The organism is Shigella dysenteriae, assembly GCF_022354085.1.
In the GTDB taxonomy this organism is placed as follows: Bacteria; Pseudomonadota; Gammaproteobacteria; order Enterobacterales; family Enterobacteriaceae; genus Escherichia; species Escherichia coli.
This window is the reverse complement of sequence record NZ_CP055055.1, coordinates 4,450,304-4,465,402: the sequence shown is the minus strand read 5'-3', so window position 1 is coordinate 4,465,402 and position 15,099 is coordinate 4,450,304. Positions and strand designations below refer to the sequence as shown.

The window sequence follows — 15,099 nt, the reverse complement described above, 5'->3', positions numbered from 1 at the left end:
TACTGCGAGCTTGCTCGCAGTAATTCATTTCTCTTTTCTCCTCTCTTCATCTTTTTGATCTCTCTCGCAAATTTACCTGCAAATAATCCGTTCTAATCACTGCCTAAAGATCGCAGGAGATAAAGATGGAAAAGCACGCAGCTGAATTGCTTTTACAGCGGATGTTAGGAAATACCACCGCTACTTTCAGGGAAGGGCAATGGGAAGCCATAGACGCGGTGGTGAACCAACGGCGAAAACTGCTGGTTGTCCAACGCACTGGCTGGGGGAAAAGTGCTGTGTACTTCATCGCCAGTAAAATCTTCCGCGATCGCGGCGCTGGCCCGACAATTATCATCTCTCCTTTGCTTGCCCTGATGCGTAACCAGGTTGCCGCCGCTGAACGGTTAGGTATTACGGCTGAAACGTTGAATTCTACAAACAGAGAAGAATGGCAGCGCATTAGCGATAAGTTGCTGCAAGGTGAGGTCGATTGCTTGCTGGTTTCCCCGGAACGTTTGGCAAACCAGGACTTTATCGAAACGGTTTTATATCCTATAGCCGATCGTATTGGCTTGCTTGTGGTCGACGAGGCGCACTGCATCTCTGATTGGGGCCACGATTTTCGCCCGGATTACCGACGTATATTAGATATTTTGCGCCAACTACCTGCGAATACCCCTGTTCTGGGTACAACCGCGACAGCGAATAACCGTGTCGTTGAGGATATCCGTCAGCAATTGGGTGACATTGTGATTCAGCGTGGAACGCTGGCTCGCGAAAGTTTGGCGCTTGATGCCTTAGTCTTAGGTGAACAGTCATCCCGTCTGGCATGGTTAGCAACGGTTATCCCTCAGTTTTCCAAATCGGGAATTGTTTATACCCTGACTACTCGCGATGCCGAACTTGTCGCCGAGTGGTTAAGGAAAAATGGTATCAGTGCATTTGCTTACTACAGCGGCGTGACTTGTGAAGGCGCGGAAGATTCTAATACTGCCAGGGAATATCTGGAGCAGGCGTTGCTGGCAAATAAAATTAAAGTGCTGGTTGCGACAACGGCGCTGGGAATGGGCTTTGACAAACCGGATTTGGGGTTTGTTATTCATTACCAGATGCCAGGTTCGATAGTTGGTTACTACCAACAGGTGGGGCGTGCCGGTCGCGGTATCGATTCTGCTGTTGGCATACTGCTTTGCGGCAGTGAAGACCGTGCTATTCATAAATTCTTCCGTGAAAGCGCCTTTCCTGCGGAGGCGCAAATTCATGAAATACTCAACGTACTTAGCGTGAATGACGGTCTTACCTTACGAGGCATTGAACAACGGACGAATCTCCGTTATGGGCAAATAGAAAAAGCACTGAAATTATTGGTAGCTGAAAATCCATCGCCTGTGGTGTATACCGAGAAATTATGGCGCAGAACAATTGTCAGTTTTTCTCCTGACCATGAACGAATTAACCATTTGATGAATCAGAGAAAAAGTGAGCTGGCAGACGTTGAAAGCTATATCACGACCAAGGAGTGCAAAATGCAATTTCTGCGCCGCGCACTCGATGAGCCAGGTGCCGAACATTGTGGTAAATGTAGCAGTTGTCTTCAGCATCCGTTGTTGTCGCCCGACATTGATAGCGGCTTACTCCATGCGGCAAACTTATTTATTAAACACGCTGACCTGCCATTAAATCTCAATAAACAGGTGGCAGCTGGGGCTTTTACGCAATACGGATTTAAAGGGAACTTGCCTGCGAGTTTACAAGGATCTACGGGGCGAATCCTTTCTCGTTGGGGAGATTCCGGGTGGGGAAAGCAGGTAGCACAGGAGAAAAAAACGGGGCGATTCAGTGATGAACTGGTGGAGGCATGTGCGGAAATGGTTCGCCAACGCTGGAATCCGCATCCTGAACCAACCTGGGTATGCTGCGTTCCTTCATTAAAGCACCTCGACCTGGTTCCTGATTTTGCCCGGCGACTGGCGGCGAAACTTGGCTTACCTTTTATTGATGCCATTGAAAAAGTCGTGGACAATCCACCGCAGAAAATGCAGCAAAACCGTTTCCACCAGTGTCAAAATCTCGACGGGGCGTTTGTTATTACCCCTCCTTTGATGCCTGGTCCGGCGTTGCTGGTTGACGATATCGTGGATTCTGCATGGACGCTGACAGTTCTGACAGCACTGTTACGCCAGGCAGGTTGCCCGACGGTTTATCCTCTTGCCCTTGCTTCTACCTCGGTAAAAAATTGATGAATCTTTCAGCCAATGCACAAGCAACTCTCCTGCTAACCAGCGATTTTTCTCGCGCGGCGGCGAGTGAGTATAAACCTCTTAGTAATAGTGAATGGGGGAAGTTTGCATTATGGCTGAAGCACCAACGTATCAGTCCCGCCGAGCTTCTGGTGCCGCAACCGCAAGAGAAACTTACAGGCTGGAGCGATCCGCGTATTTCTCAGGAGCGTATTCTTGGCTTGCTGGCGCGTGGTCATAGTCTGGCGTTGGCGGTAGATAAGTGGCAACGCGCCGGTTTATGGATCTTAACCCGCGGAGATGCTGATTATCCCGTTCGCTTGAAAAACCGATTGCGAACGGATGCACCTCCCGTTTTATTTGGCTGCGGGAATAAAGCATTACTGCAAGCGGAAGGTATGGCGATTGTTGGCTCGCGAGATGCTCCGACTGACGATTTGCGCTATACCCAACAACTGGCCGCGAAACTGGCCCAACAGGGGATTTGCGTTATCTCTGGTGGTGCGCGAGGTATTGATGAATGTGCAATGGCGTCGGCACTGGAGGCCGGGGGAACTGCCGTTGGCGTATTAGCTGATAGCTTGTTAAAAACGAGTACGTTAGTGAAATGGCGTGAAGGGCTTATAGCAGGCAACCTGGTGTTGATTTCGCCGTTTTACCCAGAGGTACGTTTCACCGTCGGCAATGCGATGGCGCGAAATAAATATATTTATTGCCTTGCTGAAAGCGCAATGGTTGTACGTGCGGGAATGACCGGTGGAACGATAACCGGGGCGATGGAGGCATTAAAACATCAGTGGCTGCCTGTGCAGGTTAAACCAAATCAGGATAAGCAATCAGCCAATTCACAATTAGTAGAAAATGGGGCGTCATGGAGTGCTGAACAGGCTGAGAATGTGACGATCAGACTGCCAGACGTTCCTGGGCTGATGTATGACAGAGCACTCCGTAACGCTCAACCAGAACTGTTTTCGCTACATGAAGATGACGCAAATTACGCAGTAATGCCCGCGTATACGCCTGTCGATTTTTATCAACTCTTTGTGGCGGAACTGGCGATCCTTGCAAAGGAATCGATAAGTATTGAAAGGCTGGCGTCTTGTACTGGTTTAACCATCGAACAAATTAGTGTGTGGCTGAACCGCGCAGAAGAAGAGGGAAGGGTTATCCGATTGGGCGAAGGTCATTATCAGTTCAGGTAATAAAACAGGTGCCGCGTCTGGTTGTGTGCGGCACCTGTTTGAACCTTACCCCTTCATCCACATTCGAATGCCGTCGAGGAACATCTGGGTTGCCATCATCACCAGAATCAATCCCATCAGGCGTTCAAGTGCGTTCACCCCTTTCTCGCCCAGCAGACGTAAAAATAGCGAAGACTGTAGCAGGATGACAAAGGTGCCGCCCCAGGCCAGCAGCAGAGCAATCACCAGATGTCCCATCTGATTCGGGTACTGATGAGACAACAACATCAGCGTGGCGAGAATAGTTGGCCCGGCGACCAGCGGAATTGCCAGCGGCACGATAAATGGCTCTTCACCTGCCGGAAGCCCGCTGCTATTTCCTGAAGCGCTGGGGAAAATCATCTTAATGGCAATTAGAAACAGAATGATGCCGCCAGAAATGGAGACGGTTTCTGCTCGCAGGCTGAGAAATGCCAGAATTTTCTCACCCGCAAACAGGAACACCAGCATCACCAGGAGAGCAATAAGCAACTCTCGCACCATGATTGCCCGCCGTCTTTTCGGTTCAGTATGTTTCAGTACGGACATGAAAATAGGTAGGTTTCCGAGCGGATCCATAATCAGGATCAATAAAACTGCTGCAGAAATGATTTCATTCATAACTCAAATTCCCTGATAATTGCCGCGGACTTTCTGCGTGCTAACAAAGCAGGATAAGTCGCATTACTGATGGCTTCGCTATCATTGATTAATTTCACTTGCGACTTTGGCTGCTTTTTGTATGGTGAAAGATGTGCCAAGAGGAGACCGGCACATTTATACAGCACACATCTTTGCAGGAAAAAACGCTTATGAAAAATGTTGGTTTTATCGGCTGGCGCGGTATGGTCGGCTCCGTTCTCATGCAACGCATGGTTGAAGAGCGCGACTTCGACGCCATTCGCCCTGTCTTCTTTTCTACTTCTCAGCTTGGTCAGGCTGCGCCGTCTTTTGGCGGAACCACTGGCACACTTCAGGATGCCTTTGATCTGGAGGCGCTAAAGGCCCTCGATATCATTGTGACCTGTCAGGGCGGCGATTATACCAACGAAATCTATCCAAAGCTTCGTGAAAGCGGATGGCAGGGTTACTGGATTGACGCAGCATCGTCTCTGCGCATGAAAGATGACGCCATCATTATTCTTGACCCCGTCAATCAGGACGTCATTACCGACGGATTAAATAATGGCATCAGGACTTTTGTTGGCGGTAACTGTACCGTAAGCCTGATGTTGATGTCGTTGGGTGGTTTATTCGCCAATGATCTTGTTGATTGGGTGTCCGTTGCAACCTACCAGGCCGCTTCCGGCGGTGGTGCGCGACATATGCGTGAGTTATTAACCCAGATGGGCCATCTGTATGGCCATGTAGCAGATGAACTCGCGACCCCGTCCTCTGCTATTCTCGATATCGAACGCAAAGTCACAACCTTAACCCGTAGCGGTGAGCTGCCGGTGGATAACTTTGGCGTGCCGCTGGCGGGTAGCCTGATTCCGTGGATCGACAAACAGCTCGATAACGGTCAGAGCCGCGAAGAGTGGAAAGGGCAGGCGGAAACCAACAAGATCCTCAACACATCTTCCGTAATTCCGGTAGATGGTTTATGTGTGCGTGTCGGGGCATTGCGCTGCCACAGCCAGGCATTCACTATTAAATTGAAAAAAGATGTGTCGATTCCGACCGTGGAAGAATTGCTGGCTGCGCACAATCCGTGGGCGAAAGTCGTTCCGAACGATCGGGAAATCACTATGCGTGAGCTAACCCCAGCTGCCGTTACCGGCACGCTGACCACGCCGGTAGGCCGCCTGCGTAAGCTGAATATGGGACCAGAGTTCCTGTCAGCCTTTACCGTGGGCGACCAGCTGCTGTGGGGGGCCGCGGAGCCGCTGCGTCGGATGCTTCGTCAACTGGCGTAATCTTTATTCATTAAATCTGGGGCGCGATGCCGCCCCTGTTAGTGCGTAATACAGGAGTAAGCGCAGATGTTTCATGATTTACCGGGAGTTAAATAGAGCATTGGCTATTCTTTAAGGGTGGCTGAATACATGAGTATTCACAGCCTTACCTGAAGTGAGGACGACGCAGAGAGGATGCACAGAGTGCTGCGCCGTTCAGGTCAAAAAAATGTCACAACCAGAAGTCAAAAATCCAATTGGATGGGGTGACACAATAAAACAGGAAGACAAGCATGTCCGATCGTATCGATAGAGACGTGATTAACGCGCTAATTGCAGGCCATTTTGCGGATCCTTTTTCCGTACTGGGAATGCATAAAACCACCGCGGGACTGGAAGTCCGTGCCCTTTTACCCGACGCTACCGATGTGTGGGTGATTGAACCGAAAACCGGGCGCAAACTCGCAAAACTGGAGTGTCTCGACTCACGGGGATTCTTTAGTGGCGTCATTCCGCGACGTAAGAATTTTTTCCGCTATCAGTTGGCTGTTGTCTGGCATGGTCAGCAAAACCTGATTGATGATCCTTACCGTTTTGGTCCGCTAATCCAGGAAATGGATGCCTGGCTATTATCTGAAGGTACTCACCTGCGCCCGTATGAAACCTTAGGCGCGCATGCAGATACTATGGATGGCGTCACAGGTACGCGTTTCTCTGTCTGGGCTCCAAACGCCCGTCGGGTCTCGGTGGTTGGGCAATTCAACTACTGGGACGGTCGCCGTCACCCGATGCGCCTGCGTAAAGAGAGCGGCATCTGGGAACTGTTTATCCCTGGGGCGCATAACGGTCAGCTCTATAAATACGAGATGATTGATGCCAATGGCAACTTGCGTCTGAAGTCCGACCCTTATGCCTTCGAAGCGCAAATGCGCCCGGAAACCGCGTCTCTTATTTGCGGGCTGCCGGAAAAGGTTGTACAGACTGAAGAGCGCAAAAAAGCGAATCAGTTTGATGCGCCAATCTCTATATATGAAGTTCACCTGGGCTCCTGGCGTCGCCACACCGACAACAATTTCTGGTTGAGCTACCGCGAGCTGGCCGATCAACTGGTGCCTTATGCTAAATGGATGGGCTTTACCCACCTCGAACTACTGCCCATTAACGAGCATCCCTTCGATGGCAGTTGGGGTTATCAGCCAACCGGCCTGTATGCACCGACCCGCCGTTTTGGTACTCGCGACGACTTCCGTTATTTCATTGATGCCGCACACGCAGCTGGTCTGAACGTGATTCTCGACTGGGTGCCAGGCCACTTCCCGACTGATGACTTTGCGCTTGCCGAATTTGATGGCACGAACTTGTATGAACACAGCGATCCGCGTGAAGGCTATCATCAGGACTGGAACACGCTGATCTACAACTATGGTCGCCGTGAAGTCAGTAACTTCCTTGTCGGTAACGCGCTTTACTGGATTGAACGTTTTGGTATTGATGCGCTGCGCGTCGATGCGGTGGCGTCAATGATTTATCGCGACTACAGCCGTAAAGAGGGGGAGTGGATCCCGAACGAATTTGGCGGGCGCGAGAATCTTGAAGCGATTGAATTCTTGCGTAATACCAACCGTATTCTTGGTGAGCAGGTTTCCGGTGCGGTGACAATGGCTGAGGAGTCTACCGATTTCCCTGGCGTTTCTCGTCCGCAGGATATGGGCGGTCTGGGCTTCTGGTACAAGTGGAACCTCGGCTGGATGCATGACACCCTGGACTACATGAAGCTCGACCCGATTTATCGTCAGTATCATCACGATAAACTGACCTTCGGGATGCTCTACAACTACACTGAAAACTTCGTCCTGCCGTTGTCGCATGATGAAGTGGTCCACGGTAAAAAATCGATTCTCGACCGGATGCCGGGCGACGCATGGCAGAAATTCGCTAACCTGCGCGCTTACTATGGCTGGATGTGGGCATTTCCGGGCAAGAAACTGCTGTTCATGGGGAACGAATTTGCCCAGGGCCGCGAGTGGAACCATGACGCCAGCCTCGACTGGCATCTGTTGGAAGGCGGCGATAACTGGCACCACGGTGTCCAGCGTCTGGTGCGCGATCTGAACCTCACCTACCGCCACCATAAAGCAATGCATGAACTGGATTTTGACCCGTACGGCTTTGAATGGCTGGTGGTGGATGACAAAGAACGCTCGGTGCTGATCTTTGTGCGTCGCGATAAAGAGGGTAACGAAATCATCGTTGCCAGTAACTTTACGCCGGTGCCGCGTCATGATTATCGCTTCGGCATTAATCAGCCAGGCAAATGGCGTGAGATCCTCAATACCGATTCCATGCACTATCACGGCAGTAATGCAGGCAATGGCGGCACGGTACACAGCGATGAGATTGCCAGCCACGGTCGTCAGCATTCACTAAGCCTGACGCTACCACCGCTGGCCACTATCTGGCTGGTTCGGGAGGCAGAATGACACAACTCGCCATTGGCAAGCCCGCTCCCCTCGGCGCGCATTACGACGGTCAGGGCGTCAACTTCACACTTTTCTCCGCTCATGCCGAGCGGGTAGAGCTGTGTGTCTTTGACGCCAATGGCCAGGAACATCGCTATGACTTGCCAGGGCACAGTGGCGACATTTGGCACGGTTATCTGCCGGATGCGCGCCCGGGTTTGCGTTATGGTTATCGCGTTCATGGCCCCTGGCAACCCGCCGAGGGGCATCGCTTTAACCCGGCGAAGTTGTTGATTGATCCTTGCGCGCGGCAAATTGACGGGGAGTTTAAAGATAACCCGCTGCTGCACGCCGGTCATAATGAACCTGACTATCGCGACAACGCCGCCATTGCGCCGAAATGCGTAGTGGTGGTTGATCACTATGACTGGGAAGATGATGCCCCGCCGCGCACGCCGTGGGGCAGCACCATCATTTATGAAGCCCATGTCAAAGGATTAACGTACCTGCACCCGGAGATCCCGGTCGAGATCCGTGGCACTTATAAAGCCCTCGGGCATCCGGTGATGATCAACTATTTGAAACAGTTGGGCATTACCGCGCTGGAACTGCTGCCGGTGGCGCAGTTTGCCAGTGAACCACGTCTGCAACGCATGGGACTAAGTAACTACTGGGGTTACAACCCGGTGGCGATGTTTGCGCTGCATCCGGCGTATGCCTGCTCGCCAGAAACGGCGCTGGATGAGTTTCGCGATGCAATCAAAGCACTGCATAAAGCGGGTATCGAAGTCATTCTTGATATCGTGCTCAACCATAGTGCGGAACTGGACCTCGACGGCCCGTTATTCTCGCTGCGTGGGATCGACAACCGTAGCTATTATTGGATAAGAGAAGACGGCGATTATCACAACTGGACCGGTTGTGGCAACACGCTCAATTTGAGTCACCCGGCGGTGGTGGATTATGCCAGCGCCTGCCTGCGTTATTGGGTAGAAACCTGCCACGTCGATGGTTTCCGCTTTGATCTGGCGGCAGTCATGGGCCGTACGCCAGAGTTCCGTCAGGATGCGCCGTTGTTTACCGCTATCCAGAACTGCCCGGTGCTCTCGCAGGTGAAGTTAATTGCTGAACCGTGGGATATCGCTCCTGGTGGTTATCAGGTGGGAAATTTCCCGCCGCTTTTTGCCGAGTGGAACGATCATTTCCGCGATGCTGCCCGTCGTTTCTGGCTGCATTATGATTTGCCTCTGGGGGCGTTTGCCGGGCGTTTTGCTGCCTCCAGCGATGTTTTTAAACGTAATGGTCGTCTGCCGAGTGCCGCGATTAATCTCGTCACCGCACATGACGGTTTTACGCTTCGCGACTGCGTTTGCTTCAACCATAAACACAATGAAGCAAACGGAGAAGAAAATCGCGACGGGACCAACAACAATTACAGTAACAATCATGGTAAAGAAGGGTTAGGCGGTACTCTTGATCTGGTTGAACGGCGGCGCGACAGCATTCATGCCCTGTTAACAACGTTGTTGCTCTCCCAGGGCACGCCGATGTTACTGGCCGGTGACGAACATGGTCACAGCCAGCATGGCAATAACAATGCCTACTGTCAGGATAACCAATTAACCTGGTTGGACTGGTCGCAGGCAAGCAGTGGTTTAACCGCATTTACCGCCGCGTTAATCCATCTGCGCAAGCGTATTCCCGCTTTGGTGGAGAATCGCTGGTGGGAAGAAGGCGACGGCAATGTCCGTTGGCTAAATCGATATGCTCAACCTTTAAGCACGGATGAGTGGCAAAACGGGCCGAAACAGCTGCAAATTCTGCTCTCGGATCGCTTTTTGATCGCAATTAACGCCACGCTTGAGGTAACAGAGATTGTTTTACCTGCTGGGGAGTGGCACGCCATTCCCCCATTCGCTGGAGAGGATAACCCAGTGATTACGGCTGTCTGGCAGGGACCTGCACACGGATTGTGTGTGTTCCAGAGATGATAAAAAAGGAGTTAGTCATGGTTAGTTTAGAGAAGAACGATCACTTAATGTTGGCGCGCCAGCTGCCATTGAAATCTGTTGCCCTGATACTGGCGGGAGGACGTGGTACCCGCCTGAAGGATTTAACCAATAAGCGAGCAAAACCGGCCGTACACTTCGGCGGTAAGTTCCGCATTATCGACTTTGCGCTGTCTAACTGCATCAACTCCGGGATCCGTCGTATGGGCGTGATCACCCAGTACCAGTCCCACACTCTGGTGCAGCACATTCAGCGCGGCTGGTCATTCTTCAATGAAGAAATGAACGAGTTTGTCGATCTGCTGCCAGCACAGCAGAGAATGAAAGGGGAAAACTGGTATCGCGGCACCGCAGATGCGGTCACCCAAAACCTCGACATTATCCGCCGTTATAAAGCGGAATACGTGGTGATCCTGGCGGGCGACCATATCTACAAGCAAGACTACTCGCGTATGCTTATCGATCACGTCGAAAAAGGCGCACGTTGCACCGTTGCTTGTATGCCAGTACCGATTGAAGAAGCCTCCGCATTTGGCGTTATGGCGGTTGATGAGAACGATAAAATTATCGAATTCGTTGAAAAACCTGCTAACCCGCCGTCAATGCCGAACGATCCGAGCAAATCTCTGGCGAGTATGGGTATCTACGTCTTTGACGCCGACTATCTGTATGAACTGCTGGAAGAAGACGATCGCGATGAGAACTCCAGCCACGACTTTGGCAAAGATTTGATTCCCAAGATCACCGAAGCCGGTCTGGCCTATGCGCACCCGTTCCCGCTCTCTTGCGTACAATCCGACCCGGATGCCGAGCCGTACTGGCGCGATGTGGGTACGCTGGAAGCTTACTGGAAAGCGAACCTCGATCTGGCCTCTGTGGTGCCGGAGCTGGATATGTACGATCGCAATTGGCCAATTCGCACCTACAATGAATCATTACCGCCAGCGAAATTCGTGCAGGATCGCTCCGGTAGCCACGGGATGACCCTTAACTCACTGGTTTCCGGCGGTTGTGTGATCTCCGGTTCGGTGGTGGTGCAGTCCGTTCTGTTCTCGCGCGTTCGCGTGAATTCATTCTGCAACATTGATTCCGCCGTATTGTTACCGGAAGTATGGGTAGGTCGCTCGTGCCGTCTGCGCCGCTGCGTCATTGATCGTGCTTGTGTTATTCCGGAAGGCATGGTGATTGGTGAAAACGCAGAGGAAGATGCACGTCGTTTCTATCGTTCAGAAGAAGGCATCGTGCTGGTAACGCGCGAAATGCTACGGAAGTTAGGGCATAAACAGGAGCGATAATGCAGGTTTTACATGTATGTTCAGAGATGTTCCCGCTGCTTAAAACCGGCGGTCTGGCTGATGTTATTGGGGCATTACCCGCAGCACAAATCGCAGACGGCGTTGACGCTCGCGTACTGTTGCCTGCATTTCCCGATATTCGCCGTGGCGTGACCGATGCGCAGGTAGTATCCCGTCGTGATACCTTCGCCGGGCATATCACGCTGTTGTTCGGTCATTACAACGGGGTTGGCATATACCTGATTGACGCGCCGCATCTCTATGATCGTCCGGGAAGCCCGTATCACGATACCAACTTATTTGCCTATACCGACAACGTATTGCGTTTTGCGCTGCTGGGGTGGGTTGGGGCAGAAATGGCCAGCGGGCTTGACCCATTCTGGCGTCCTGATGTGGTGCATGCGCACGACTGGCATGCAGGCCTTGCGCCTGCGTATCTGGCGGCGCGCGGGCGTCCGGCGAAGTCGGTGTTTACTGTGCACAACCTGGCCTATCAAGGCATGTTTTATGCACATCACATGAATGACATCCAATTGCCATGGTCATTCTTTAATATTCATGGGCTGGAATTCAACGGACAAATCTCTTTCCTGAAGGCCGGTCTGTACTATGCCGATCACATTACGGCGGTCAGTCCAACCTACGCTCGCGAGATCACCGAACCGCAGTTTGCCTACGGTATGGAAGGTCTGTTGCAACAGCGTCACCGTGAAGGGCGTCTTTCCGGCGTACTGAACGGCGTGGACGAGAAAATCTGGAGTCCAGAGACGGACTTACTGTTGGCCTCGCGTTACACCCGCGATACGTTGGAAGATAAAGCGGAAAATAAGCGCCAGTTACAAATCGCAATGGGGCTTAAGGTTGACGATAAAGTGCCGCTTTTTGCAGTGGTGAGCCGTCTGACCAGCCAGAAAGGTCTCGACCTGGTGCTGGAAGCCTTACCGGGCCTTCTGGAGCAGGGCGGGCAGCTGGCGCTACTCGGCGCGGGCGATCCGGTGCTGCAGGAAGGTTTCCTTGCGGCGGCAGCGGAATACCCCGGCCAGGTGGGCGTTCAGATTGGCTATCACGAAGCATTTTCGCATCGCATTATGGGCGGCGCGGACGTCATTCTGGTGCCCAGCCGTTTTGAACCGTGCGGCTTAACGCAACTTTATGGATTGAAGTACGGTACGCTGCCGTTAGTGCGGCGCACCGGTGGGCTTGCTGATACGGTTTCTGACTGTTCTCTTGAGAACCTTGCAGATGGCGTCGCCAGTGGGTTTGTCTTTGAAGATAGTAATGCCTGGTCGCTGTTACGGGCTATTCGACGTGCTTTTGTACTGTGGTCCCGTCCTTCACTGTGGCGGTTTGTGCAACGTCAGGCTATGGCAATGGATTTTAGCTGGCAGGTCGCGGCGAAGTCGTACCGTGAGCTTTACTATCGCTTGAAATAGTTTTCAGGAAACGCCTATATGAATGCTCCGTTTACATATTCATCGCCCACGCTTAGCGTAGAAGCTCTTAAGCACTCTATCGCTTACAAGCTGATGTTTACGATTGGAAAGGACCCGGTCGTCGCCAATAAACATGAATGGCTGAACGCAACGTTATTTGCTGTGCGCGATCGTCTCGTGGAGCGCTGGTTACGTTCAAACCGTGCCCAGTTGTCGCAAGAAACTCGTCAGGTTTACTACCTGTCGATGGAGTTTTTGATTGGCCGTACGCTCTCCAACGCCATGTTGTCGCTAGGAATTTACGAAGATGTACAGGGCGCACTGGAAGCGATGGGGTTAAATCTCGAAGAGCTGATTGATGAAGAAAATGACCCGGGCCTCGGTAACGGTGGCCTGGGACGTCTGGCGGCTTGCTTCCTCGATTCTCTGGCGACGTTAGGGTTGCCGGGACGCGGTTACGGCATCCGCTATGACTACGGTATGTTCAAGCAGAACATCGTTAACGGTAGCCAGAAAGAGTCGCCTGATTACTGGCTAGAATACGGTAACCCGTGGGAATTCAAACGCCACAACACGCGCTATAAAGTCCGTTTTGGTGGTCGCATTCAGCAGGAAGGTAAAAAAACGCGCTGGATTGAAACCGAAGAGATTCTGGGAGTCGCTTACGATCAGATAATCCCGGGTTACGACACCGACGCGACCAACACGCTGCGTTTGTGGAGTGCGCAAGCCAGTAGCGAAATTAACCTCGGTAAATTCAACCAGGGTGACTACTTCGCGGCAGTGGAAGATAAAAACCACTCCGAGAACGTATCTCGCGTACTGTATCCGGATGACTCCACCTACTCCGGGCGTGAGCTGCGCCTGCGTCAGGAATACTTCCTGGTTTCCTCGACCATTCAGGACATTTTAAGCCGCCATTATCAGTTGCATAAAACCTACGATAACCTGGCGGATAAAATCGCGATTCATCTCAACGATACCCATCCGGTACTGTCGATTCCTGAGATGATGCGTCTGCTGATCGATGAGCACCAATTTAGCTGGGACGACGCGTTTGAGGTGTGTTGTCAGGTCTTCTCCTACACTAACCACACGCTGATGAGCGAGGCGCTGGAAACCTGGCCGGTTGATATGCTGGGTAAAATTCTGCCGCGTCACCTGCAGATCATCTTTGAAATCAACGACTATTTCCTGAAAACCTTGCAGGAACAGTATCCGAACGATACCGACCTGCTGGGACGGGCGTCGATCATTGATGAATCCAACGGTCGTCGTGTGCGTATGGCCTGGCTGGCGGTTGTTGTGAGCCACAAAGTTAACGGTGTATCGGAACTGCACTCTAATCTGATGGTGCAATCGTTGTTTGCCGACTTTGCGAAAATCTTCCCGGGTCGTTTCACCAACGTCACCAACGGTGTGACGCCGCGTCGCTGGCTGGCGGTAGCGAACCCATCGCTTTCAGCCGTGCTGGACGAACACCTGGGCCGTAACTGGCGCACCGACCTTAGCCTGCTTAATGAGCTGCAACAACACTGTGATTTCCCAATGGTTAATCACGCTGTGCATCAGGCGAAGCTGGAGAACAAAAAGCGTCTGGCAGAGTATATCGCCCAGCAGCTGAATGTGGTGGTGAATCCAAAGGCGTTGTTCGATGTACAAATCAAACGTATTCACGAATACAAACGTCAATTGATGAATGTGTTGCATGTGATTACCCGCTATAACCGCATCAAGGCCGACCCGGATGCGAAGTGGGTACCGCGCGTGAATATTTTTGGCGGTAAGGCGGCTTCGGCCTATTACATGGCGAAGCATATTATCCATTTGATCAATGACGTAGCGAAAGTGATCAACAACGATCCGCAGATTGGCGATAAGCTGAAAGTCGTGTTCATCCCGAACTACAGCGTTAGCCTGGCGCAGTTGATCATTCCGGCGGCAGATCTGTCTGAACAGATTTCGCTGGCAGGGACGGAAGCTTCCGGCACCAGTAACATGAAGTTTGCGCTTAACGGTGCGCTGACTATCGGTACGTTGGACGGTGCGAATGTCGAGATGCTGGATCATGTCGGTGCTGACAATATCTTTATTTTTGGTAACACAGCGGAAGAAGTGGAAGAACTGCGTCGTCAGGGCTACAAACCGCGTGAATACTACGAGAAAGATGAGGAGCTGCATCAGGTGCTGACGCAAATCGGCAGCGGTGTATTCAGTCCGGAAGATCCGGGTCGCTATCGCGATCTGGTTGATTCGCTGATCAACTTCGGCGATCACTACCAGGTACTGGCGGATTATCGCAGCTATGTCGATTGTCAGGATAAAGTCGATGAACTCTACGAGCTTCAGGAAGAGTGGACCGCAAAAGCGATGCTGAACATTGCCAATATGGGCTACTTCTCTTCTGACCGTACTATCAAAGAGTACGCTGATCATATCTGGCATATCGATCCGGTGAGATTGTAAGTTCGCTAAAAAACAGAACGGGGCCACAAGGTCCCGTTTTTTTTCGCCTTTATTTCGGAAAAGTGTCCAGAGGGGGCGAGGGTTCTCGGGGAGTATAATT

Annotated in this window: 9 protein-coding genes; 8 read left to right on the top strand and 1 reads right to left on the bottom strand. The window is 51.9% G+C overall.

Annotation, left to right across the window (positions count from 1 at the left end; genetic code table 11):
• Window positions 1-125 precede the first annotated feature (125 nt).
• Together HUZ68_RS21375 and HUZ68_RS21370 are read left to right on the top strand one after the other, a co-directional pair.
• On the top strand, window positions 126-2,222 hold the full coding sequence (locus HUZ68_RS21375) for a RecQ family ATP-dependent DNA helicase (protein WP_000410811.1): 2,097 nt from the start codon (window positions 126-128) through the stop codon (window positions 2,220-2,222).
• A complete protein-coding gene (locus HUZ68_RS21370) occupies window positions 2,129-3,424 on the top strand; it encodes a DNA-processing protein DprA (RefSeq protein WP_072686275.1) in 1,296 nt (431 codons plus the stop codon). The genes HUZ68_RS21375 and HUZ68_RS21370 overlap by 94 nt, the downstream gene beginning before the upstream one ends.
• Window positions 3,425-3,469: 45 nt before the next feature.
• Here HUZ68_RS21370 and yhgN read toward each other — a convergent pair whose 3' ends face one another.
• A complete protein-coding gene (yhgN, locus tag HUZ68_RS21365; RefSeq protein WP_001002544.1) occupies window positions 3,470-4,063 on the bottom strand; it encodes an NAAT family transporter YhgN in 594 nt (197 codons plus the stop codon).
• Between the two features lie 191 nt (window positions 4,064-4,254).
• Here yhgN and asd point away from each other — a divergent pair, with 191 nt between their 5' ends.
• The 6 genes from asd to glgP all read left to right on the top strand — a co-directional run bounded on the left by asd (window position 4,255) and on the right by glgP (window position 14,999).
• The gene (gene asd / locus HUZ68_RS21360; protein ID WP_000799956.1) at window positions 4,255-5,358 is read left to right on the top strand and encodes an aspartate-semialdehyde dehydrogenase; all 1,104 of its coding nucleotides are present in this window, start codon (window positions 4,255-4,257) and stop codon (window positions 5,356-5,358) included.
• A 272-nt stretch (window positions 5,359-5,630) separates the two neighbouring features.
• Window positions 5,631-7,817, top strand: a complete 2,187-nt coding sequence (gene glgB / locus HUZ68_RS21350) for a 1,4-alpha-glucan branching enzyme (RefSeq protein WP_001283718.1) — start codon at window positions 5,631-5,633, stop codon at window positions 7,815-7,817.
• Complete coding sequence (gene glgX / locus HUZ68_RS21345; protein ID WP_000192529.1) at window positions 7,814-9,787, top strand: glycogen debranching protein GlgX; 1,974 nt, start codon at window positions 7,814-7,816, stop codon at window positions 9,785-9,787. The genes glgB and glgX overlap by 4 nt, the downstream gene beginning before the upstream one ends.
• A 17-nt stretch (window positions 9,788-9,804) precedes the next feature.
• Entirely contained in the window at window positions 9,805-11,100 is a 1,296-nt protein-coding gene (gene glgC, locus HUZ68_RS21340; RefSeq protein ID WP_000253975.1) for a glucose-1-phosphate adenylyltransferase, read from the top strand.
• Window positions 11,100-12,533, top strand: a complete 1,434-nt coding sequence (gene glgA, locus HUZ68_RS21335; RefSeq protein ID WP_001197646.1) for a glycogen synthase GlgA — start codon at window positions 11,100-11,102, stop codon at window positions 12,531-12,533. Before glgC ends, glgA begins: the two co-directional genes overlap by 1 nt.
• Before the next feature lie 18 nt (window positions 12,534-12,551).
• The gene (gene glgP / locus HUZ68_RS21330; RefSeq protein ID WP_000993449.1) at window positions 12,552-14,999 is read left to right on the top strand and encodes a glycogen phosphorylase; all 2,448 of its coding nucleotides are present in this window, start codon (window positions 12,552-12,554) and stop codon (window positions 14,997-14,999) included.
• The last annotated feature ends 100 nt before the right edge of the window (window positions 15,000-15,099 follow it).

What these genes read in the sequence shown, in the direction of transcription:
- yhgN (WP_001002544.1), bottom strand. Translation starts at nt 4,063, where the DNA reads ATGAATGAAATCATTTCTGCAGCAGTTTTATTGATCCTGATTATGGAT.
- glgC (WP_000253975.1), top strand. Translation starts at nt 9,805, where the DNA reads ATGGTTAGTTTAGAGAAGAACGATCACTTAATGTTGGCGCGCCAGCTG.
- asd (WP_000799956.1), top strand. Translation starts at nt 4,255, where the DNA reads ATGAAAAATGTTGGTTTTATCGGCTGGCGCGGTATGGTCGGCTCCGTT.
- glgP (WP_000993449.1), top strand. Translation starts at nt 12,552, where the DNA reads ATGAATGCTCCGTTTACATATTCATCGCCCACGCTTAGCGTAGAAGCT.
- glgX (WP_000192529.1), top strand. Translation starts at nt 7,814, where the DNA reads ATGACACAACTCGCCATTGGCAAGCCCGCTCCCCTCGGCGCGCATTAC.
- glgA (WP_001197646.1), top strand. Translation starts at nt 11,100, where the DNA reads ATGCAGGTTTTACATGTATGTTCAGAGATGTTCCCGCTGCTTAAAACC.
- HUZ68_RS21370 (WP_072686275.1), top strand. Translation starts at nt 2,129, where the DNA reads ATGGACGCTGACAGTTCTGACAGCACTGTTACGCCAGGCAGGTTGCCC.
- HUZ68_RS21375 (WP_000410811.1), top strand. Translation starts at nt 126, where the DNA reads ATGGAAAAGCACGCAGCTGAATTGCTTTTACAGCGGATGTTAGGAAAT.
- glgB (WP_001283718.1), top strand. Translation starts at nt 5,631, where the DNA reads ATGTCCGATCGTATCGATAGAGACGTGATTAACGCGCTAATTGCAGGC.